Raw genomic sequence first — 23,181 nt, 5'->3', positions numbered from 1 at the left:
GAATGCATCGTCGGTGGGTGCAAATACCGTGAACGGCCCCTCACCCTGCAACGTCGCAACAAGATCTGCTGCAGTCACTGCTGCGGCCAAAGTCCCGTGATCGTCGCTGCCGACAATAATGTCAACAACCGTTTCAGGAAGCGGGTCTCCAGCCGGAGCGCCATCAGGCTGTCCGGTCATAGCTTGTGCTGAAATCAGAAAAACTGCAATAAACAGCAGATTTATTCTGACAACACCTTTTAAAAATTCCAGAGTACTGTTTTTCATAAAACAACTTTTTGGTTAGTAATATTTGATAAACAGCACTCAATCAATTTTTGTTCAAATTTTTTACATCTTATTAAACATCTTGCTACACCTCTGATATCAATATAAATATTAATCAAAACAATAATGGCTTATTTTTGATCTGTTTTTCAACTCATTACATAATTCTAAAAACATCCGCCAAAATACCAGATATATTTTATTGTTTATCGTCTTACACCTTTTGATTAACACCAAACCTGATAACATACCAGGCTGACCAGTTAGTGTTGCACGATCTAACCCGGGCAGCAACAACAATGCCCCACGGCTACCTCCATCAGGTTATCTGCCGTGCACGGCACATCATAAAAAAAGCCGGTAAAAACCGGCTTTTTTAAGGATACAATAAATCTGACACCAAATTCACGTTGTGCTAACCAGGTACAAAACAGCTCTCACAATTATAAGATCAGGTTTCAATACCTTCAGGCTTGATGTCGGTATAGAGCAATCTCCGCTCAAGGTTCCACTGATCATACGAACGATCCCAGCGATAAAATGTCTCACCCGAAATTTCACCGGCATCATCATATTCAAATGTCTTCCTTGCTGCATTTACCCATCTTCTTGCAGAATAGTCCCATCTCTGTTCAATATCCTCCACCTTATTATTCCTGCGATATGACATCAGGTATCTTACGCCCAGGATCCAATCCCTTTGGCTCTCGCTCCAGGTGGCTCTTGTCTCCTCTGTCACTTTTCCCCGGTAGTTATAGGAAAGATTGTACCGGCCAAAAGTTCTCCAGCGATTATCAGGCTTACCCCATGTTTCAACCATAACTTCGTAGGGAGGTCCGAAACCGTCCCTATAGCTGAATGAGAACCTCATATAGTTGTCCCATATATTCTGCATGCCTGCGTATGTACGGACTACAACCTCACTCTTCTCAAAATCCCTGTTGTATGATATAAGATACACAACAGTATTAAACCACTCTCCTGTTGGACGGTGCCACTCCTGGTAGAGTATCTCGGCTTCGTTTCCCCTTACATCATAAGTTGTGGTCTTCATCTGTACATTGATCCAGTCTTTTGCACTCCTGTTCCACTCCTGCAGAATGGATTGTACCTCATTCCCCCTGTTGTCATAGTTTTTGAGAGTCTGCTGATAGTTATCCCATACTTTTTCTTCAGGGTACCATCGCTGCTTAAGCACACTGGTCACAAGCTTTGTATCATCAATAAAGTGAAGATCCCTGGCATATATCTCCCAGTCAGCTTTATCTTCATTCCACTGGTAGGTGTAAGATGTATCTGCAATAGCTGCCTCCTGAACCTTAATAATATCAGGCATTTCAATCTGCGCGCTTATGATCTGCTGCACCAGGAGCAAGATCATAATAAATCCTGTTTTTTTCATGTCTTCCAATATTTATTTGTTACCACTTTATTCGTAATCACAATATACATACTAACGTTTTTTTTGTTCAATTAATTATTTTTATGGTCCCGTCAGGGGGGTTCCGGCCCGGCTAACTGTACACCTTTTTTTATCATGGCTATTTTTTTAAGTGTTTTACAATTTCAGGGCTTCTCTGATTATAAGACCGCCAGAGGCTGGCCTTACCCTATTTTTATTACAAATCTTTATTAACAATATTTAACCTTAAAAGTCTCTCCGGCCGGCACTTTAATGCATCAGTAACCCATCGGTCGGAAGTTATTTTTAATATCCGGTTGCAAGTATCCTTTGATGAAAAAAATTTTACGCAGAAAAAAATTAATGTATATTTATCCTTTAAATAACAGCCAAAATTTTGTCCAAAAAATACAAAATTTTGACCTACAGGATGAACCGCTTCGCTTTACGATGATTTTTTTTTCATTTTTCCATATGAAATTTTAAATGAAAAAAAAAATCATCTACATTTGAAAATTAAAGCTTAATAGATTATGATAGAACTTACTGAAGCCAAAATAGAAGACAGGAAAAAAGCCTATAACTGGCTGTTCCACTCCGACTTTTCTGATTTTCTGATGAACCTCGAAGGTTACACCCGTGACACAATCCCTGCTTATGAGGAGTTCTGCAATGAGTACTGGGATTTTTTCTTCGACGGCACCCAGCCCGAGAACGGCAGATGCTACAAAGTAGTTACCTCCGGTCCGGAAAAAGAGGAGATCGGTTTCATCTACTATACCTCTTTTCACGTAAAGGAGGGTATAGCAGAGATCGACATGTGGCTCAAATCACTGGAATATGCAGGGAGGGGAATAGGCACAGAAGCGGTTAACCTGCTTGTTGAAAAATTGCACAGGGAACTGGGCCTTCATACGTTTTTCATGAGACCATCAAGAAAGAACACCAGGGCGGTAAATGCTTATACCAAGGCAGGATTCAAGCAGACTGAGCTCGTTGCAGAGGATTATTACAAGCCCGAATTCATCGAAGAATACAGAAAAGGAGGGTATGGTGAGGGTAATGATGTCTTTCTGGTGAAAAAACTTAAATAGAATTCCATTTCAGGAATGAACATAAACGAAGAACGCTACAAAAGGTATCATCTCGTAAAAGAGATGTACGATTCGGTAAATTATATTAAAAATTTTAGTGCCCGGGATGTTTACGGGTTCCTGCAGGGTATTACCCCGGGATCACCATTGATGCTTACCGGTGAAGGAAGCAGCAGGATCTTCCCTGCCAAAAATGCGGTCCATCGAAGATTAATGGCCAATACCGGCCCCCTGGTACTTACAGAAAGTTCTACTGACCTAGCAGGAAAAAACCTGGAAGGTTTTGTTGTTTTGGGCGCATCAAACAGCGGCAAGACAAAGGAGCTGGTAACCCTTTTCAGGGACCTTAAAGCAGGAGGCCACAAACAACTTTATGGTCTGACATGTAACCGGGATACACTTCTCGAAAAATATTCAGAGAAGACATATATCATTGATGCCGGCCCGGAAAAGGCGGTAGCTGCAAGCAAAACCGTTGTTGCCCAGGCCCTGTTTTATGATTTGCTTCTTGCAGGCCTGCAGAATGAGGAGTTTGATACCCCGGGACTGGCAACAGCTTTTGAAGATGCATTAAATTACACACCTGCCGAAAGGATTGTCGAACTGATATGTAACGCCGGTATGGTCTGGTTCAGTGGCAATAATAACGGAGTTGCCGAGGAACTAACCCTGAAAACCAACGAAATAATCAGAAAGAAGGCCTCTTACCTTCCGGGCACTTACCTGCTGCACGGTGTTGAAGAGGTCATGTCGCCCGATGACATTATTATAATGGTTGATGCCTACCCCGGTGAGTTCGATAAGATCATGTCGGTTTATACCGGCAACATCGGCACACCTGTTGTTGCTATTTCAGATACGGCCACACCATTTAACAATGTCGCCATTCCGGACGTACCTGAACGGTTTGAGCCCTATGTAAAGCTAGCAGCGGGCTGGAACCTGCTTGTAGAGGCAGGCATAAGACTCGGTATTGACCCTGACAAGCCGGTAAGGGCTCGTAAGATAGGCAACGAAGCTTCCGGCTGATTAAGAGGATCAAACCGGCAAAACCGCAAAGCGCTTATTTATCAGACTGTTGCATTGAAATAAAGTGCTGCGGCACCCAGCAATGCTATCTCCTGTGTTTCTGTTATCAGAATTTTCAGTTTACCTGCCGATTTCGGGTAAGGAAAATCCTGTATCTCCTTCCAAAGGGCATCCCTGTAAAACTCGTAAGACTCTGATACACCACCACCCATAATAATTGCAGCAGGATCAACTGCCAGCATTATGGTCTTTATCGCTTTACCAAGGTGTACGGCAAATTCACTGAAGGCCTTCTCAGCCTCCTGGTCGCCATTACCTGCCCTTTTTGCCATCTCATCACCCGAAACACCAAATTGGCGCTCAAAAAACTGGCCGCTTGCATAGTGCTCAAATATACTGTCAAGATAGTAGATCTCGCCAAACTCGCCTGAACCGCAGTTCGTGTCTGGCATCAGATGTCCACCTTTGATGATACCCGCACCAAGCCCGGTACCACAGATAAGTCCCACAAAATCTTCATAATCCCTGCCTTTGCCGAAGAACCTCTCTCCCGTGGCAAAGCAGTTAGCATCATTGTTTACGTATACCGGGACATTAAACTCCTTTTCCAGGACATCCTTAAGATAGACCTCCTTCCAGGCAGGGATATTCTGGACATTATAAACTATACCCCTGCCTGCATCAACCAGGCTGGGCACACCGACGCCTATACCGGAAACCTCCTTGTCAAATACCTGCCTGATAAGTTTAATCAGCATGTCGGTAACCTCCTGCTCCTTATCAGTTTTTGGCACAAAATCTGATGCTGCAGCAATAATCTGATTATCTTTCACCTTTCCGGTCCTGATCTTTGTGCCGCCCATATCGACACCTATTACAGTCTGTCCTTTGGTTTTGTCATCTGATACCATGAGAATAATTTTAATCAGTTAATAATATCTTAATTGTGTTAAATCAGTTCCTGGCCGGCAGGAGATATTGAATACGCAGAACCAACGGCAGTACTGTATTCAGCATAGTCGGGAATAATGAATTTTTTACCGAAAAGCTTGCCCAGACGACTGAATATTTTCCCGGCCTGTGGCAGCCTTACCAGCTTGCCTGTAAGCACTATCTGATCTACCTTCTCCTCACGTGAAGCAAATACTCCCATCATCCCGATACTCTGGCACACCAGGTTTACCAGTCCGAGAGCCAGATCAGGCTGACTGGCCTTATCCGAATGCTTCCCAAAATTGGAGGCAGTAGCCGACATTGGGATGTTACCCAACTCAACCTTGCTTATATCCCTTATATTAAGATCTATGTTACCCAGATCTCCTTCACCGGCCAGATCAACAATGTTTTGAAAATCGGTAGTATTCAGTATATACCTTGCCAGGCCTATCAGCGTGCCCCCTCCCACTCCGGATCCGCCAAGATGCCTGATATTCCTGCCATCTGCAAGAACCAGTGCCGTTCCTGTACCCATACTGACCACTACAGCCTTTTCCAGTCCTGCCAAAAAGAGTCCTCCGTGACCTATAGCTGTAAACTCCGGGACTCTCTTCAGGGGAATGCCGAACAGTTCATTGCCCAGGGAATTGGCTCCTACCCCTGTCACTGCTATTGTATCTATGTCCTTTAGCTTCAGCAGGAATTCATCGGTAAACTTGCCCAGTGCCCCGGAAGCTGAAGTTACAGGATCATCAGCCTGTACCGATACCACGCCGCAAATCCTCTTTTTCCGGAATCCGGCAATCTTTGTGGTAGTTCCGCCTATATCAATGCCAAGTACCATGAAATATGAATAAACCGCCAAATTAAAAAAAGGAGCTGACAAACCATCATTCTTTATCAGTAAATTTGCACTCCGCCATTATACAACCTGAAGGACATTAAAGACTGCATCATAATGGGTTCCCATATATCTGCAATAAGCTCACTATAGCACCACTGCAGATGAATTTGATTTTACCGGAAAAAACATCATATTTGTCATCAAACCACAAAAAACAACTCACCTGCCATGAAAAAACCCGGAATTATACTTATTGCTTTATTTTTAATGTTTACCGGATTCGCGACAACACATGAAGATGGTACACGATCAGCGGCAAACTCAGAGAGGAATGAACTCGCAATAACCGGCGAAACATCGGGAAAGAGCGCATTAAGTGTCCCTCAGCCTGAGAAGGCCGGCAACCAGGCTGACATGCCTAAACTAATCACCCTGTGGAACCACCAAAGACAGCTTGACCTGACAGGCATCATTGACGATCTCGGCTTCAACCTGATATGGACGCATGATCCGCCTTTTACCGGACAGGCATGGGAGGACACCCACATGTACAAGTGCCTTCAGGTGCCAGGTGTAGATTACGTATTTGCCAAGATAGAGCGAGCGGCCTGGGGATGGACCCATGAGCAGTCCATCAGGCATGCCCGCTGGGTCGCTCTTTTATCGCAGATGTATCCCGGTATAGTAGGTATGTACCTCAATGATTTCTATGACGAAGTGGAAGAGGGGCACAGGACCGAAGAGGAATGGAGGGAGATAATTGCCGCGGCAAAGGAGATAAACCCGGACCTGAAACTTTGGGTGCCGCATTACCCGCACCGCGACCAGGGAAGGCACGCATTCGATTTCGATATTGACGGTGTGATCGTGAACCTGTGGGGCAATACCCCCGAGCTTATGGGCAGGGCCGAAGAGCATATTGCAAATGCGATAGCACATCATCCCGACAGGGCCGTGATTGCCGGCCTCTACCTGAGATCGGGCATGGACGGTGGCAGATGGCTCACTGAAGAAGAGTTCAAAAGAGTACTCGGTCACTATGTCGATCTGGTAAACGAGGGCAAACTCGCCGGCCTCAGGGTGTTCAGCGCCGGTCAACTGCTGGACAGGCCCGAATACATGGAGTGGACCAGGGAAGTCCTCAGCGGTCTAAAACATTAATGAAGGAAACTGAGAGCTCCATCGGTTATGTACCTGAACCTTTCATGCTCAATTGCCTGAAGCATCATGCAGGATATATATCGGATTTCATAACCTGTTACAAAGGCGATCCAACCGGACTGGAAAAACAACTGCTTGTCCTCGGCAAATCGCAGATGGATCTCTATACAGGAGGTCTCTCTCCGGCGCAGGTAACCGGCGAAATCAAAAATCTTCTGGGAGAAGAACTGACAGCCAGTGAACGGGCCTACCTGGGCTGGCTGGGAGAGGCTTCCGGCCGCTACCGGGAATTATCGCTCAGCGACGGTTCAGTCTGGATACTGTTGCCGGGAAAAGAAAAGGGCCGGTACATACACGTTCACCCGGGCCGCTGGTCTCCAGACACCATTAGGGTCAGATCGGAAACCCTCAAGTCAGCTATTGCAGTGCTGATTTATTGCAGGATTCACGGAGGTGATTGCAGTGACCTTGCTGTGATAAACGAGGCAAGGGTAAAGCTTCTGGGACTCTCACCCGTAAAAGAGGCCGGCCCCCGTCGGGGACTGGGAAGGATGATAAGCATCCTCAAGGGGATGATGCCTGAACAGTAAGCTCCGTTTTCTACTCCAGCTCCCTGGTGATGGCAATTGCCGCAATGGTGCCGTCGGCAACCGCCGTGGTAATCTGCCTGTACTTTTTGCTGTTGACATCGCCCACCGAGTAGACACCCTCAATATTTGTCTGCATATCATCGTTCACCTTCACATAACCCCACTGGTCGGTTTCCAGCTTGTCGCCGAACAGTGAAAGATTGGGAACAAGTCCGATAAACACAAAGATACCGTCAGTCACCAGTGTCTCTCTTTTGCCTGTCTTCAGATCCTCTACCTCGACCTCCATCTTATCACCCTTGCGCCTGAAGGCGCGCGGTTCATGCTCGAACATAAACGATATCCTGCTGTCGGCAAAGGCCTTCTCCTGGGCCGACTTGTTGGCCTGCAGGTGGTCAAACTGATGCACTATTGTGATCTTTGAGGCAAATTTCGAGATGAATGCAGATTCCTCAATGGCCGAATTTCCGCCCCCTATGACCACCACCTCCTTGTCATTAAAGTATTTTGCATCACACGTAGCGCAATAGGAGATCCCCTTGCCCATATACTCCTGTTCACCGGGAATGTTAAGCTTCCTGGGGGTTGTACCGGTGGCTATGATTATCTTCCTGGCCCTGACTGTCTCATATTCATCTATCACTATCTCTTTCTTCTCCAGATCAACACGGGTTACATCCACGGCGACTTTGTAAACTGTACCGCATCTCTTTGTCTGTTCCGACATATTATGCGAAAGCATGTAGCCCGGCTGGGGCTCAATGAAACCGGGATAGTTGGATATCATGTGCGTTGTGGCGACGTATCCGCCCGGTAGGGCGACATCAATAAGTGTCGTGTCAATCTTGGCCTGGCACAGGTACAGTCCCGCCGTCAGGCCTCCGGGACCGGCACCCAGGATGGCCACGTCTGTATGGGTTACAACCGGCTCGACGGCAGACATTATTTTATCAACCTTGTCACGGCCGATGACATGCCCGATCTCACGTATAATATCGGAGCGTTTGATCCCGCCGGCAAGCCTTTGGCACACTTCCCTGCCACCGTTGTAGAACAGCAATGTGGGAGATGACTTTACTCCCAGGTTTTCGGCCAGATCCCTGTTGCCCTGCCTGAATATCTTTACAAAGGTTATCTCGCCATCAAACAGCTCTTCCAGGCTTTCCAGCTTCGGGAACAGGGCATCACACGGGGGGCACTCGGTTGAATAGAAGTCGACAAGCACCGCACCGCCCTGGCCGGTTACCTCTTTGAACTCATTTGCATTGATCTCTCGCATTTCAATATATTTTAATTTATGTTTCACTTCATGCTCATGAGCCTGCCTTGTCAAAATAGGCAGAAATACCTAACTCCAGGAGCTCTTTCACCGGCCTGCAATCAGGTCCGTGCAGGCTGCCCCCCTTATTTTTTGCCACAGCAGCGCATCCTCCTCCGCATATCAGTGCCGCCTCACACTCCCGGCACTTTTCCACCGAAAGGATATCTCTTTCTGACCACTCCTCAACCTTTTCCATATCTATTACCCTTTCGGGGAAGAAGCTGCCAAGCTCCTCGCCGGGCTTTCCGACCGTGGCGGTGCAGGCATAAATCTTCCCGGTATAGTCAAACGCCCACTCGGTTTTGGTGCCGGGACAGGCATCAAAAAGGGGAGCCGGCAGTTTGCCGTTTTCATGCAGGGCCCTGGATACCGAAAACGCCGGACGGTGAAAATCAAGAACATGAGGGTGATCCCTGATGATCCGGTACAACTCTGAATGCAGGTCTATGCGGGAGAACAGACGGTTCCTTTTCAGCTGGCATTCATGCAGCTCATAGTTCCTGCCGAGCTGAGTGCTGAAAATGCCCGATGAGGTCCACCCCCTGTTAATGGCAAACCGCGCCAGGTCAGGCAGGTTGCCTATATTCTCCCTGTCAACCACCATCCTCAGGTTCACCGGGATATTGTTTTCCAGCAGCATGTCGACGTTGCGGACAATACGGTCAAACGTCCCTTCACCGTTCCTGAGGCGCCTCCTGCTGTCATGCACCTCGCGCGTGCCGTCAAGTGTAACCTGTATCTCGCGAATCTGTGCTCTTCTGAAGACATTGAGGTATTCGTCAACATGAAAACCGTTGGTCACGACAGCAATATCGGTTCCGCGTTCCGTTGACCGGTCGATAAAATATTCAATCGTTTCACGGTGCCTTTTTCCCGGGAGCAGTGGTTCCCCGCCGAAAAGGGTGATGTACTTCCTTCTGCCGGCAAACTCAGAGTCTGAATACCTGAAGAACGCATCAATAACCTTCCTGTAATCTTCCCCGGAAGGGGAATCATAACCAATCTGGTAGCAATAGGAGCAGTCAAAATTGCAGGTGTAGGCCGGGACGAAAAAGAGCTGTATCTCATCGGTCTCACGGTCATCCAGAAATTTGAGATAGGCCTCTGTGAAAAGTGTTTTCTCTGTTTTCCTGTCAACAAGATACCCGCGGCCGGCAAACACGCCGGAGGGGTCCTCAGCCCGTACCAACAGATCATGCTCCAGCCTGCTTAGAATATCAGCACTGCCATAAAGAGGGTTCAGCACAAAAAACTCATCCGAATCATTTATGGCTGAAATAATGTTGAACCTGGAAAGTTCCATCATCCGGATGCAGAAAATTTATTCTGTATTGGTAAAAAGCATGCTGATACCAGATGTCAGTCGTGACAGCCGGCAACGATCCTGGATTTTTTGGCACAGCACTGCGCCTGTTCCGTCTTCTTCTCCTTTTTCTTGATAGTAAGACTCTTCATAGTTATTGTGTTGTATAGAATATTCAACTTTTATTTGCAAGTGCAAAGATAAATAAAAATACCTTTAAAATGTGCCCGATAACCTCAGGCTGAAGTTCCTTTGAGGCATAATGTCGCCCGGACGGCCCATATGCTCGGTGTTGAAAAGATTCTTAACGGCAAGCGACAGTTTAAGCAAATCACTTAGCGGATATCCCGAATTAAAATCGACAACCATGTGGCCCCCGTATGAATTATTCCAGTAATCATAGAACCCGGGCAGTATTGATTCCCTGGTAAGCTCGTCCAGAAACACATCGTCAATGCTAAGGATACGTGAGCCCGCCCTGATGGCGAATCCGGCTTCCAGGCGCCCGTATTCACCGGAGATATTGAGATTGGCAGAATGTCTTCGCCGGTATTTGAGAAACCCCTCCTTGTTCTTCCCGGTTCCGGGATCATACTCCACAGGATGGATAAAAACGTATCCCCCGTTGATGTAATACCTCGACCGGCCGGTGTCAAACCAGAGTGAAAACCCGGCCTCACCACCGTAAACTCTGGATTCTTCAACATTAACCGCTTTGAATCCATAACTGAACCCGCCCTCTTCATAATCAGGATAGATCCCGAAAAGGTACTCTATCATACCCGAATTACGAAGGTAAAAGAATGCCAGGTCAGCCTGCCCGTTCAGGACACCCGTCATTATACCCTGCATGACACCCACTTCGGTACTCCATCCCGTCTCCGGGCCTACATCGGGATTGGGCACTATCCTGACCGATCCCAGAGTTGTAGCTGCGTGTTTCTCAGCAATTGAAGGGTACCTGTATCCCTGCCCCCATGAACCTCTCAAAAAGGTATAATCTGCCAACCGGTAATTGACCCCTGTCCTGAAAAGCGGCACGAACCTGTCATATTCGCCGTCGAGTGAATTTATCTCACCCCTCAGCCCGGCAACAATCTTCAACCTGTCGGCCGGTGAAATATCGGCCTGGGTATAGGCTGCAATATTAAGTGAGTTATGATCGCCGTAAAAAAGAGATTCGATACGGCTGTAATTCTGCATTATGCCCGAATTAAGAGTGAAAACAGGAGAGAAACTGCGGGCAAACTGGTACTCGGCCAGGAACGATCTTGCATGACTGTTGTTGCGCGGTGCTTCCGGAAAGTCATTAATTGAGCTTTGCAGCCTGGTCCGGAGGTCGTGCTTCGAATGGCCCTCCCTGTTCAGACTGATCCAGGGATCAATGGTCACAAGACTGCCATACAACCTGTTGGCAGTGCTCTCATCCTGCTTCAGGGCACCACTCCGGGCATCTTCCCACAAAATAAAGTCACTTTTCCTGGTAAGGCCGCCGTTCACATTAACCCCGAAAGAGAATCCCTCTACCCTGCTGTGATCATGTCTGACCATGATATTTCCCCTTCCCAGCCTGTTATCATTCAGCCGTCGGTAACCGCTATCCTCATTAAGGTACAGGGCTACTCCCATATCGGTATTGCCGGTACGCTGTAAATGAGAAAATGATGTACCTGCAAAGGTCCGGGGACTGTCCCACCATACCCACTCCCTGCGCGCAGGCCTGCCATATACACCGGTCTCGATGAAGAACCTGGTAACCGGCTCGCTCCCCGGCCGTGCAGTGCGGAAGTTGATTATCCCGTTAAGGGCCGATGAGCCATACAGAACCGACGAGGCCCCCTTGATGATCTCCACCTGTGAAATGTTCTCGAATGGAAGGAAGTGCCATTTGATACTGCCGGCATCAGCCGAAAGCACCGGTAGTCCGTCGATAAGTGCCAGCACCCTGCTCCCGGCACCGTAGCTGAAACCACTGCCGCCACGTACCGATGCCTGTCCGTCCAGCACCTCTATGCCACTGGTTCGTTCAAGCATCCCGGAGGCATCACTTATATGTGATGCAGATAACACTTCGGGCCTTATTATGCTGAGTGAAACTGTCAGTTCAGATACACGCTGTTCTGACTTCCCGGCGCTTACTACGACCTGGTCGATCTCGGGCGCATCATATTCGAGCGCAGCATCTATCTCCAGTGTATCGCCAGGCTGCAGTGTAACATGGCGAACGACAGGGCGGTATCCAACATACCTGAAGGTAATGGTGATGTTCCCGTGTTCATGGATGAACTCATAGTATCCGTTATCTCCGGTAACGGTGCCGTATCCCCTGCCATACAGCACTGTTCCCTGTGGAAGCGGTTCACCGGTGCGGCTGTCCGCTACCCTTCCCCTTATTACGCCGGACTGGCCGCCGGCTGCACCTGCAAGAGCCGTGCAAATAAACAGTATAAGGGTGATCCGCCGGATCATTTTGCCTTGAATGACATCTCGATATTAAGAGGCTCCTCCGGATTGGCCGGGTTTGGAAAGGCCGTAGCAACTTTAAGATCGGTTTTCGTCAGTTCATGTATAATGGTAGTCAGCGGAAATCCAAGAGCCTCAGTAGTTATAACCAGTTCGGTCTCTGACTTTGCAAACTGCCAGGTACCGGAGTATTGCCCGAAACTGCCGGTACCATCTTCATTGAATTTTACAGAACCCTTGAAATCTTCCAGCATTTCACCGGGACCGCTGGCATCTTCACTGTTCACAAGGAGCTGGTCAGATTCCCACTCAACACTGGTAAGGAACCTGAACCTTTCAGATACCTCATCCTCATCCTTGTCGCATGATATAATGACAAGAACGGACAAAAACATGATCAGTAATCCCAGATTTCTCATAGTAAGAGTTATTAAGATTTTACAGGGAGATGTTTGCCATTTCACCTGTATCCCCTGATGGTAAAACTGCATGCCTCTATTTTGCCTTTACTGTAGGGCCGGCTCTCTTCCAGGATCTCTATATTGACAAATCCCGATTCTTGCACCATCCGTAAATATTCCTCCCTGGTCACAGCCCCGGCCCAGCATTCTGCCACCGCCGAGGGGTCAGAACTGTACTCACCGGGTACCGGCTTAACCGAGTAGATATCACTTACCACAAATCGCCCTCCGCTCTTCAGCAAACGGTAAATCTCGTTCCAGACAGCACTCTTGTTACTTACATGGTTTATAACGCAATTTGATATTACCAGGTCGGCAGTGCCGCTCGCCAGGGGTATATCCTCCAGCCCCGACAAAATGAACTCAGCATTCTCCACTCCCAGTTTTGTGGCGGCCAGTTTACCTTTACTTATCATCCCGGGTGTTGCATCTATCCCGTAAACAAAGCCACTGTCGCCCACTTCCATGGCAAGCCTCAGAACATCGTTGCCGCGTCCGCTGCCCAGGTCAACACAAACCTCGCCGGGCTGTGCGCAACCCTTTTCCCTGGCACCCCCGCAAGACAGGCAGCAGGTTTCATCTGCAAGTTTAGAATAACGTATTTTTATTGCATCGTCCATCTCAGTTGGGGCATTCCCTTTACAAAGATACTGATTTATTGTCTCAGGCGTTTATTTTCAAAAAATTCCCTTACAGTCAATGGAACATCGGTTGTGATTGACATAGCTCCGTAACCTGCCAGCTCCCATGCTCTTTCGGGATCGTTGACAGTCCACACATGGTACTCAAAACCGGCATCAAGCACCTGCTCTATATACTCTTTTGTAATAAGGCCATGATGCGAGGAGAACCCGTCAGCCCCTATCCTCTTAAGAGTTTCAATGGCCGATCCGGGTGACGGTGTCACGTTGCCGTCATCATCCAGACTGAGGCCTGATAACCAGTAGGCTTTATGCTGAGGCCTTTTCTCCTTGAACTGCCTCACCACCTCGGCATTGAAAGCTATCAGCACCACCTGGTCATCGTCGAGGCCGGAGTTTTCAATTTCTTCATAGAGCCGGGGCAGTATTTGGGGACCGGACTTGATATCCAGGAATATCCTGATCCCCGGGGGCACCAGCGCAAACACTTCTGAAAGTGCAGGCATGCCTGTTCCCGCCCATTGAGCACCTTTCCAGGAACCCACATCAAGTTGCCGGAGCTCTTCAAGGGTTGATTCTTCAACTACAAGGTCCATATCTGACACCCTGCCGGTCCTGGCATCATGTATGCACACTATTTCATTGTCGGCAGTCAGGAAAAAATCACCCTCAATGGCATCGGCTCCCTGCTCCAGCGCCAGCAGGAAAGCGGGAATTGTATTTTCCGGGGCATCATGTGAGGCACCCCTGTGGGCTACTATCATAACCTGGTCATTTGGGGACTGGCATGCTGCAATAAGCATTGCAACTGCAAAAAAAAGTAGTCTATGCATAATAATGGTATTTTGTCGCTACCTGGCAAACTCAAGCTTCATCCAGAGCCGGGAGGGACGTGAGAACGCCGCCATCTCTCCGCCCCGGGCATCGATCCTGGCCCTGTCTGCCATGGGATATTGAGAGGGATACTGGCCGGGATACTGCCCGGGCATCCTGCCGGGTTGTCCAATCCCTCCTGACGGACTGCCGCCGCGGGGCTGAACCTGCCTTGGCTGGGCAGGAGGCTCGTAATGACCCGTTTCCAGTCCCACTGTCCACTGCCCGCCGGCAGTAAACGGATCAAACCCCCTTTGCAACATCTCAAAAGGTATAACCGCCTCATAAACAAGTAAATCTTCGACCATGGCCACACTTACCCTTATCCGGCTGTCCCAGATCTTCACTGTACGGGAGGCACTTCCGTATATCCCTATAAGCTCAATCTCTTCGGCTCTTTCAAGTAATGCCCCGGGCTTTTCCGGCAAAATTCGGGCAGAGCCTTCCCCCGGCCTGTTAGCTGCCATGCCTTCCTGTGCTCTGCGGGCCGTTACGCCTGCCTGTGTCCCGGAACCTCCGGCCGGCCTTCCCGCAACCCTTGCAGGCACAGGAAAACGGAAACCCTGATCCTTGTTTCTTTCTCCGGCCCGGTCTATCCAGACAGTCAACCCGAAATACGCTATCTTACTGACCAGCACGGGATCTTCGGCTGCCAGCTTCAGGTAGAGGTTATTGCGGTCGTATTCAAATTTATAATGAAAGCCGGATCCCTCATCATGTATCATATTATCCGTCAGCTCTCCGGCAGCCAGATGCCTGAGAGATACCGGACTCTCCTGCCGCATTTCTACAACTGCAACCGGCAGTGCACATCCGTAAAAAGATAATGCAACAACTGAAAATAGTACTAATAACCTCATATTATAAATATTTAGTGTAGCGTTATAACAAAGGGAAGGGCCAGTTTATTATCTGTCTGATATTATCTTTCCAACCTGGCAACGAGGCAAAGTTCAGTTTTTTTTTGTATATTTTCTAACTCTTCCGGTAATCATTGTTATGTAACCCGGCAGATCATGCAGATAAAAAGGATAATAACGGTTTTAACAAGGCTGTTACCTGCAGTTTTGCCGGGGCTTTTACCTGCAGTTTTTATCCTTAGTCCTGCACCCGGATGGCTGCAGCAGCAGCAATACAGCTACTCCGTCAAATACGACAAAAATGACAATAAGATAGAAGAGATCAGGTATACGCCCGGTGGCAGAATAGATTACAGGTGGATTTACAGGTACGACGAAAACGGCAACAGGACAGAATCAGTTGGGTATAATGCAAGGGGCAGGATCATAAGCAGGTATATCTTCAGGTACAATGAAAAGGACAATAAGATTGAAACAATATGGTTCGACAGGCGTGGCAGGCAGGAAGGAAGGCGTGTCTACACATGGGACGGGAACGACAGGATGACCGGCGCAATATGGTTTGATGCCCGTGACCGTATAGATGTAAGGTGGGTCTATGCATACGACGATAAAGGAAGCCTCATCGGGATGAGCAGCTACGATGCCCGCGGTAACCTTATTTACAGCAGGGATTACAGAAGTGATTAAAGCAGGGATTAAAGCAGGGATTAAAGCAGGGGTTAAAGCAGGGATTAAAGCAGTCAGCCCTGATCAGGGCTTCCCGGAACCATGCCGGCCAGCCAGTAGAGTAACGTTTTTTAAGTACATTGCCATTGTGTGGGTGCAGCGCCAAAATGCGGGTACTCAAAAAATGAGTGAATACTCCAAAAATGTTACAGGATAGCAAGTGTGAGTATGGTAACAACATTTGAGGGCAAAAAACAAAATACTTCATTATATCGTTTATTTCACCTTAATCCCCACGAATATGAAAAAGGCAATTATCATACCGGTACTTTTGCTTTCAAGCATCATTGTGCGGTCGCAGACCGATTTCCAGTATTACAACATCGCCCTCGTGAAATACAATATGAGCGACTACGAGGGAGCCTTAGCAGACCTTACAAGGGCCCTGGACAATAACCCTGAAAATTTCTCGGCCTGGGTTCTGAGGGGATCTGCCAAATATAACCTGGAAAACTATACCGGGGCAATCGATGATTACACCAGGGCAATCGAGATAATAAAGGGTGAAGAAAAAAAGGAATTCAAACTGACAATTTACGACCAGAAGGGAAACATAATAAGCTCAAGTGGCACTGCAACCCCCGATCCGAACCTTGCCGTTCCGTTTTTTAACAGGGCGCTTTCCAGGCTGGCCAGCGGCAGTTATCATGATGCCGTTGATGATTTCAGCAGGGCCCTCCAACACGGCGCTGATGAGGTCGGCACCTATTTCAACCGGGCCATTGCCCGGGGAAACCTCGGAGAGCATCGCGAAGCATTTGAAGATTACACCAGGGTGCTGGATTTCGAACCGGATCTGGCGCAGGTATATTACCGGCGGGGATTTACCGGGCATGAACTGGGCAGGCACGAAGATGCATGTTCCGATTGGAAAAAGGCTCTGGAACTCGGGTTTGAAGAGGCAGCAGAACCTCTGGATTTATACTGCAACACCGAGAGTAACGGTTCCCCCTAGATCACATTCACGGTTATGCCGGAATAAATGGTCTTTAGGGTGCCGGGTATGCCGGATAAAAGGCCTTCAGGGTGCCGGGTATGCCTTACAAATAGTCCGCTCTTTCTCAGGACACGATCCCGAGGTGCCTGCTGACGGCCCCGGTCAGGGCACTTACCGAAACCGGTTTTGTCATGTATTCATCACAGCCCGCCTCAAGTGCTCTTTCTTTGTCACCCGATAATGCATGAGCGGTGACTGCAATGACAGGCAGATCAGGATATTTCTTCTTGATCTGCTCAGTAGCTTCCAGTCCGCCCATTATCGGCATCTTGATATCCATAAGTACCAGGCTGATGCCGGAATTCTGAGACACCATATCGACAGCCTGCTTTCCGTTCCAGGCATGCAGGATCTCCAGATCAAGTCCGCTCAGTATCTCCTGCATAAGGAAGAAGTTGCTCTCCTCATCCTCTGCAACAAGTACTTTCAGGTTCTCTTTCCCCTTAATATTTAAAGTGGTTTTGACCTCTTCGTTTTCTGAAGCAGGCTGCCATGGGATCTCAACATAGAATCTGGTCCCGGCATCATCACCCTTTTCAAACCATATTGCACCTCCCATCGCCTCGATAAAAGACCTGGATACCGACAACCCGATGCCCAGTCCACCCCTCTTTTTTGAAAGCCCGGTCTCGGACTGATGAAAATGCCTGAATATCAAATCACTATCTGAAGTATCAATCCCGATTCCCGTATCCGATACACAGAACCTGATCCTGTTTTCAACGATGCAGGAAGTAACATCCACACTGCCCTTGTCAGTAAACTTCAATGCGTTGTCCACCAGGTGGTTGATCACGTGACACAATTTAATCTCATCAGTCATGACCAACGCATCCTGATCGCTGATCAGAGGCCTGCATTCCAGTTGTATCTCCTTAATGCCGGCGCGGGTCCCATACCGTTCACATACCCTCTGAAGCAGACGGTTGACATTTGTTTTGACCGGATGGACCTCAAGCTGTCCCGTCTGGATTGTCGATACATTGATTATATCTTCGATTATACCCAGCAACTGATCACTGCTCTCCCTGATAATATCAGCATAAACTTTCTGTTGTTCCGGCGACGTGTCAGGTTCGCCAAGAACAGCCTAAAAACCTACAATAGCGTTCAGCGGGGTCCGGATCTCGTGAGAAAGGTTATTGAGAAAAGCTGTCTTAAGCCGGTCGCTCTCCTCTGCCTTCTCCAGCGCTTTCTGCAGTTTCTGACGTGAAATAATCCTCTCGGTAACATCCCGTGCTATACCCTCAATTGAAACAAGCCTTCCCGTATCATCATAAACCAGGACATTCTTCTGCTCTATCCAAATAACATCACCACTCTTTTTCACCCACCTCATCATTACCGGCTGCCCGCTTTCATATTCACCCTCAATGATCTTCTGCAGTTTATCCCTGTCACCGGTGTGTACCAGTTTCATTCCCAGGTCGGGATCACTGTAATGTTCTTCAGGTGTATAACCTGTGATCTCAAGGGCTGAAGGACTGACAAAGGTGAATCCCCTTTCGGGGAAAAGGTCGTAACGGTAAATGAGGTCGCCTGCATTTTCTGCAATCCGCCGGAACCTTGCCTCGCTTTCAACCAGTGCAAGACGGGATGCCAGGTTATCCCTTTTCAGACCTGCCAGGTCAAGCGCACGTATTACCGCCGGTCCAAGGCGTTTAATATGCTCTTTTATTACGTAGTCGGTAGCACCTGCCTTCATGCATTCAGCAGCCGTATCTTCATTCATAGAGCCTGTATGCATTATAAACGGCACGAGCGGTTTCTTTTCCAGAGCCAGTTTCAGAGCTGTCATACCGTCAAATGCAGGCATCTGGTAATCAGAAACTATAATATCGGGATCGAACTCCTCAAGAGCGCTGAGGAACTCATCCCTCGTCTCAACCCTCTTAAAGATGCAGCCGGGCAGAGCCTTTTTTATCTCCCTTTCTGCCAGTTCAGCATCAGACGGCAGATCCTCCACAATAAGTACCTTTTTGGATTTATCCATCATTATGTGGTTTGAATTGTGAAAACAAATTCCGCGCCCTTACCGGGTTTCCCTTCTGCCCTGATTGTTCCGCCATGCCTGTGAACGATCCGCTGCACAATTGCAAGTCCAACTCCCGTCCCTTCAAATTCCCTGTCACTGTGCAGCCTCCGGAACACCCCGAATATCTTGTCAACATATTTCATATCAAAGCCCACACCGTTGTCTACAATACGGAATCTGCGTAATTTTTGTTCCGTGCTGCATGAAATTATTATTTCAGGTTCACTTACCGTTGCTGTAAACTTAACCGCATTGGAAATCAGGTTTGCCCATAATTGCTTGATCATCATAGCATCTCCTTTTACATTACACAGTTTTTCGCCGGTAAATTTTATCCTTTCACGGTCATGCGGAGTAGTCACTTCATGATATACTGATCTTACCAGGGAGGTCATATCAACCTCAGCAAACATCATTTCACGGCTGCTAAGCTTTGAAAATGCCAGCAGGCCGTCAATCAGCCGGCCCATTATACGTGTATTATCCCTGATCACACTGCAGATCCTTTTACCCTCATCGTCAAGGCGGTTGCCAAAATCATCACTGAGTATCCCGGCAAACCCTTTCATAGCCCTTAACGGCGCCTTCAGGTCATGCGAGACCGAGTAGGCGAAAGCCTCAAGCTCCCTGTTGATCCCGGCCAGCTGCCTTGTGCGTTGCATAACCCTCTCCTCAAGCTCATCATTGAGTCTCCTTATCTCCTCTTCCCTTATTTTCTTTTCTGTTATATCCTGGAATCCGCCTGTCACACTAACGATCTTTCCCTGTTCATCACGCTCCGCAACTCCAAAGGTCCGCACCCAGACCCTCCGTCCCGAGCCGGCAATTATCTGCATCTCCTCGTCATAGGGAATTCCCTCTTCGGTGCATTTCGAAAACACCTGATTAACCCTCTCCCTGAATCCGGGAGCATAGAAACCAATACCCTCTTCAACCGTAGGCGAATAACCCGGAGGCATCTCATGGATACGGGCAACCTGGTCTGACCATACCACCCTGTTCTGTTCAAGATTAACGGTCCACCCGCCCATATGAGCAAGATCGCCGGCCATTCTCAGCAGGAACTCATTCTGCCTGAGCTTTTCCTCCTTCTCCTTTTCCACGGTAACATCATTCACGAGCGACAGTATTGAAATAAGCCGTCCATCCCTGCCATGAAGAGCTGAATTATACCATACACAGTGAAGAACCCTGCCATCGCTGGTGTAGTTCCTGTTTGACGACACAGTGCTTGTCTCTTCTCCTTTCATGAGCCTGCGCATAACCTCGTTAACGCTTTCCCGGTCCTCGTCGGGGACAAAGTTCCATTCTTCCGGCAGTAATTTCATCACCTCTTCAGCCTCCCATCCAAAAAGAATCTCGGCTCTCTTTGTCCACCTCCTTATCCTGAACTCATTATCCCATTCGATAACTGCCAGCGGCGAATTTTCAACATGTGAGATGATGTGCTGATTGGCAATATGAGTCTCTTCAAGAGCCTCACTCCTTCTTTTGTCCAGCAAGTTGATATAATAAAGGAACCTTGATGTAAGCAGCAGAAAAACAATTATCAGCATAACCGTTGCAAGGTGAAAATCGGAAAAAACAGTCAGCCAGCCCTGTCTGTGGATCATGATCAGCACCCACACAAATGCCACGGGCAGCAACAATGATAATGGCACAAGCCTGCGTGCAATATAGCCGCCCGGGGTATCCCAGCTCAAATATGATATCATGCCGTGACCGGGATGGGCAAACAACAGTGCCATCCCCAGAATGATAAACAGGATAGCGGTAAGGAAGGCTACACTGGTAAAATCTGCATAACCGTAAAGTCCAGAAATGCCGTATAAGTATCCAAGCAAAGGAATCATGAAAAAAACAACCAGCACCACCCCCAGGCCCTGTGAGACTGAGAGAAGCATTTTCCTGCCTGATACAATAAACAGCGATCCCGTTGATGCCACAACGAAACCTATGGAGGATGAGAGGGCCATCCTTCCGGGTGAATGGGTCCTGATGGCTTCAGCATCATCTGATATAAACAACTCATCGATCCCGAGGTTGACATCCAGAATATACTGCAGCAACGTGGCAAAAGACAGCAGCAACACCAGTCCCGCCAGGGCCGACGCCACCAGATGCCTGCGGTTCATTCCGGCACTATGGTACACAACAAGAGCGCTGCCCGTCAGGACAAACCCGAGAGCAGTGTTGAACTTCATCGAGACCCATTCCGGGTGGAGGCTTCTCAGCAGCATTACATCTGCAATCCAGCCTGCAGCAACAGCCAGAGCAACAAACAGGATAATAACAGACGACAGCAGAGACCATCTCCTTAATGCTTCAGCTATTTTATTGCTCTGTTCAGGAACCATAGTTTTTCAGGCAATATTCAAACCTTCGGTTTCCGGATGCAGCATTTCTTTTTCGGTAAAGGTTGTTACATTTCCGGTCCGGTATTCAGCCGGCCGGCAGCGATATCTCAAACGTGGTACCTTCTCCTTTACGGCTGTGAACCCTGATTGTTCCATTATTCTTCTCAATAAAATCCCTTGTAAGGAAAAGTCCAAGTCCCGAACTGCTCTCCCCGTAAGTGCCTTCGCTCACCTTTCCCGGGTCATATGAAAACAGCCTTTCAACTGCAGCCTCATCCATACCGATGCCGGTATCCTCAATACTTATCAGCACCTTATCGCCGGCATTCAATAACTTTATGATAACTTTCCCGTTAGGATGGTTGTACTTAACCGCGTTTGACAATATATTGCGCAGCGAGGTCGTTACCATATTCTCATCGGCAAAGACAACAGCATCGCCGGAAGGAAAGTCCTTTGCAACCTCGATGTTCTTGATAATTATCGCCTGTCTGAAATAGACCAGCAGATCGTCAATGATCCGGACCAGGCTGAACACCTTTTTATCAGGGTCCAGGAAAAGCAGGTCATTCTTTGACCAGTTGAGCAGGTTCTCAAGGGTAAGGTATACCGATCCTGCTGTTTCGCTGAGCGATACCAGTATTTTTCTGAGCTTTTTTTCGTCATATCCGTCCATTCGCTCGACAGTGAGCTTGAGCAGCTCCTCAATAGTGCCTATACCACCCCTTATATCATGAGAGATGAGCGACAGGAACCTTGTTTTTATATCACTGAGCTTTTCAAGCTCTTCATATGCTTTTTTCATCTCACCGGCCGAGACAAGCAGCTTCAGGTCCGTCTCAATATGCTGTTTTACCTGTCTGAGAAGACTTATATAGTCGTCGCTGAACCTGTTCTCCTTGCTATCAAGAAGGCAGACAGTGCCGAAAACCTCGCCGTCAGGCCAGTTGATGGGAAATCCAAGATAGGCAATCATGTTAAGGCCAATATCCGGATTATTATCCTTCCACACACTGCTCTTCCGCGCATCGGGCAACAGCAGCATCTTCCCTGTCCCTATAACGGTTTCACAATAAAGTCCGAGATCCAGCCTCTCTTCATCTCCAGCTTTGTAAGGATTACCTTCGGTGTTACTTTTCATGAACACCTCAATGGTTTCGGGATTAAGCTTCATTATAAGTCCGGATGGCACCCCTGTGATCTTAGCTGCAGTATCAATAAGCGACTGCCATTTTTCTATTACTTCAGATGTTATCCCAGGCTTTGAATCTGACCCGACCCTTACCTTTACGGGCTGGTCCCTGCCCCTTACATTTATTGAAGAAAATCTTCCCATATTTAAATAATAAATGAATATTCCCGTTAACAAAAAGAGCTGTCAATGATGCTATATTGCAGTCATTGTAAAATTATATAATTTTACGGCCATAATTCAAACAAATCACCCGGTAAAATGATACCTGCCAAATATATTACTACCACCCGGCTGCCTTTGATCATACTCGCATTTCTGGCATTTACCGGTGCCTGCAGGAAAGATGATGCTGTGGGAACGGGGAGCGGCGACGGTTCGGTTACCGATGCCGACGGCAACAGGTACAGGACGGTGATGATAGACGGACAGGAATGGATGGCCGAGAATCTCAGGACCACCAGGTACAATGATGGCTCCCCCATTGAAAGTCCGGGAACCAGCAGCACAGCCTGGGCAGGTAACAGGAACGGGGCCTACAGCTGGTATAAAAATGACCGGGAGACCTACGGCGACAAGTATGGAGCCCTCTACAACTGGCACGCTGTCAACTCGGGCAGGCTCTG

At 48.1% G+C, this 23,181-nt stretch carries 23 protein-coding genes; 8 read left to right on the top strand and 15 right to left on the bottom strand.

Annotation, left to right across the window (positions count from 1 at the left end; translation table 11 throughout):
- Window positions 1–180: fasciclin domain-containing protein (locus tag EA408_02080; GenBank protein TVR74707.1), on the bottom strand; the 180-nt coding region annotated here is incomplete at its 3' end.
- 538 nt (window positions 181–718) lie between these two features.
- On the bottom strand, window positions 719–1,648 hold the full coding sequence (locus tag EA408_02075; GenBank protein ID TVR74705.1) for a hypothetical protein: 930 nt from the start codon (window positions 1,646–1,648) through the stop codon (window positions 719–721).
- A 554-nt stretch (window positions 1,649–2,202) separates the two neighbouring features.
- Here EA408_02075 and EA408_02070 point away from each other — a divergent pair.
- Window positions 2,203–2,763: an N-acetyltransferase gene (locus EA408_02070; GenBank protein TVR74704.1), complete on the top strand. Its 561-nt coding sequence runs from the start codon at window positions 2,203–2,205 to the stop codon at window positions 2,761–2,763.
- Between the two features lie 15 nt (window positions 2,764–2,778).
- Complete coding sequence (locus EA408_02065) at window positions 2,779–3,792, top strand: sugar isomerase (protein ID TVR74703.1); 1,014 nt, start codon at window positions 2,779–2,781, stop codon at window positions 3,790–3,792.
- A gap of 41 nt (window positions 3,793–3,833) precedes the next feature.
- Here the strand turns inward: EA408_02065 and EA408_02060 are convergent, their stop codons facing one another.
- Complete coding sequence (locus EA408_02060; GenBank protein ID TVR74702.1) at window positions 3,834–4,703, bottom strand: ROK family protein; 870 nt, start codon at window positions 4,701–4,703, stop codon at window positions 3,834–3,836.
- Window positions 4,704–4,741: 38 nt separating this feature from the next.
- On the bottom strand, window positions 4,742–5,572 hold the full coding sequence (gene coaW / locus EA408_02055) for a type II pantothenate kinase (GenBank protein TVR74701.1): 831 nt from the start codon (window positions 5,570–5,572) through the stop codon (window positions 4,742–4,744).
- 228 nt (window positions 5,573–5,800) lie between these two features.
- On the opposite strand from coaW, the gene EA408_02050 reads away from it, so the two are divergent.
- Together EA408_02050 and EA408_02045 are read left to right on the top strand one after the other, a co-directional pair.
- Window positions 5,801–6,733 (top strand): hypothetical protein, encoded by a 933-nt coding sequence (locus EA408_02050; protein ID TVR74700.1) that lies wholly within the window; start codon window positions 5,801–5,803, stop codon window positions 6,731–6,733.
- Window positions 6,733–7,323 (top strand): hypothetical protein, encoded by a 591-nt coding sequence (locus EA408_02045; GenBank protein ID TVR74699.1) that lies wholly within the window; start codon window positions 6,733–6,735, stop codon window positions 7,321–7,323. Before EA408_02050 ends, EA408_02045 begins: the two co-directional genes overlap by 1 nt.
- 10 nt (window positions 7,324–7,333) lie before the next feature.
- Here the strand turns inward: EA408_02045 and EA408_02040 are convergent, their stop codons facing one another.
- From EA408_02040 to EA408_02010, 7 genes are all read right to left on the bottom strand, one after another.
- A complete protein-coding gene (locus EA408_02040; protein ID TVR74698.1) occupies window positions 7,334–8,656 on the bottom strand; it encodes a thioredoxin-disulfide reductase in 1,323 nt (440 codons plus the stop codon).
- Window positions 8,637–9,950 carry a radical SAM protein gene (locus EA408_02035; GenBank protein ID TVR74697.1) on the bottom strand — a complete coding sequence of 438 codons (1,314 nt, stop codon included), beginning with the start codon at window positions 9,948–9,950 and terminating at the stop codon, window positions 8,637–8,639. Before EA408_02035 ends, EA408_02040 begins: the two co-directional genes overlap by 20 nt.
- A 213-nt stretch (window positions 9,951–10,163) precedes the next feature.
- Window positions 10,164–12,416, bottom strand: a complete 2,253-nt coding sequence (locus tag EA408_02030) for a TonB-dependent receptor (protein ID TVR74696.1) — start codon at window positions 12,414–12,416, stop codon at window positions 10,164–10,166.
- Window positions 12,413–12,829, bottom strand: a complete 417-nt coding sequence (locus tag EA408_02025; GenBank protein TVR74695.1) for a hypothetical protein — start codon at window positions 12,827–12,829, stop codon at window positions 12,413–12,415. Before EA408_02025 ends, EA408_02030 begins: the two co-directional genes overlap by 4 nt.
- A 41-nt stretch (window positions 12,830–12,870) precedes the next feature.
- Window positions 12,871–13,491 carry a methyltransferase domain-containing protein gene (locus EA408_02020; protein ID TVR74694.1) on the bottom strand — a complete coding sequence of 207 codons (621 nt, stop codon included), beginning with the start codon at window positions 13,489–13,491 and terminating at the stop codon, window positions 12,871–12,873.
- 35 nt (window positions 13,492–13,526) lie between these two features.
- Window positions 13,527–14,345: a glycerophosphodiester phosphodiesterase gene (locus tag EA408_02015; GenBank protein ID TVR74693.1), complete on the bottom strand. Its 819-nt coding sequence runs from the start codon at window positions 14,343–14,345 to the stop codon at window positions 13,527–13,529.
- Between the two features lie 18 nt (window positions 14,346–14,363).
- Complete coding sequence (locus EA408_02010) at window positions 14,364–15,170, bottom strand: hypothetical protein (GenBank protein TVR74692.1); 807 nt, start codon at window positions 15,168–15,170, stop codon at window positions 14,364–14,366.
- 231 nt (window positions 15,171–15,401) lie between these two features.
- Here EA408_02010 and EA408_02005 point away from each other — a divergent pair, with 231 nt between their 5' ends.
- The 3 genes from EA408_02005 to EA408_01995 are packed head-to-tail and all read left to right on the top strand — an operon-like array spanning window position 15,402 to window position 16,929.
- Window positions 15,402–15,935, top strand: coding sequence for a hypothetical protein (locus EA408_02005; GenBank protein ID TVR74691.1), 534 nt, complete (start codon window positions 15,402–15,404; stop codon window positions 15,933–15,935).
- A complete protein-coding gene (locus EA408_02000; GenBank protein TVR74690.1) occupies window positions 15,928–16,131 on the top strand; it encodes a hypothetical protein in 204 nt (67 codons plus the stop codon). The genes EA408_02005 and EA408_02000 overlap by 8 nt, the downstream gene beginning before the upstream one ends.
- A 24-nt stretch (window positions 16,132–16,155) precedes the next feature.
- Window positions 16,156–16,929 carry a tetratricopeptide repeat protein gene (locus tag EA408_01995; GenBank protein ID TVR74689.1) on the top strand — a complete coding sequence of 258 codons (774 nt, stop codon included), beginning with the start codon at window positions 16,156–16,158 and terminating at the stop codon, window positions 16,927–16,929.
- 106 nt (window positions 16,930–17,035) lie between these two features.
- Here EA408_01995 and EA408_01990 read toward each other — a convergent pair whose 3' ends face one another.
- The 4 genes from EA408_01990 to EA408_01975 form a co-directional block, all read right to left on the bottom strand.
- The gene (locus EA408_01990; protein TVR74688.1) at window positions 17,036–17,983 is read right to left on the bottom strand and encodes a response regulator; all 948 of its coding nucleotides are present in this window, start codon (window positions 17,981–17,983) and stop codon (window positions 17,036–17,038) included.
- A 78-nt stretch (window positions 17,984–18,061) separates the two neighbouring features.
- Entirely contained in the window at window positions 18,062–18,967 is a 906-nt protein-coding gene (locus EA408_01985; protein TVR74687.1) for a PAS domain S-box protein, read from the bottom strand.
- Entirely contained in the window at window positions 18,967–21,363 is a 2,397-nt protein-coding gene (locus EA408_01980) for a PAS domain S-box protein (protein ID TVR74686.1), read from the bottom strand. Before EA408_01980 ends, EA408_01985 begins: the two co-directional genes overlap by 1 nt.
- 85 nt (window positions 21,364–21,448) lie before the next feature.
- Window positions 21,449–22,699, bottom strand: coding sequence for a sensor histidine kinase (locus EA408_01975; protein TVR74685.1), 1,251 nt, complete (start codon window positions 22,697–22,699; stop codon window positions 21,449–21,451).
- A 117-nt stretch (window positions 22,700–22,816) separates the two neighbouring features.
- Between EA408_01975 and EA408_01970 the strand changes: the two genes are divergently transcribed.
- Window positions 22,817–23,181 (top strand): hypothetical protein (locus tag EA408_01970; GenBank protein TVR74706.1); only part of this gene is annotated, 365 nt, incomplete at its 3' end.

It is taken from the genome of Marinilabiliales bacterium (assembly GCA_007695015.1).
Lineage (GTDB): Bacteria > Bacteroidota > Bacteroidia > Bacteroidales > PUMT01 > PXAP01.
The sequence above is the reverse complement of the archived record's forward strand: the minus strand, read 5'-3'. Positions and strand labels throughout refer to the sequence as shown.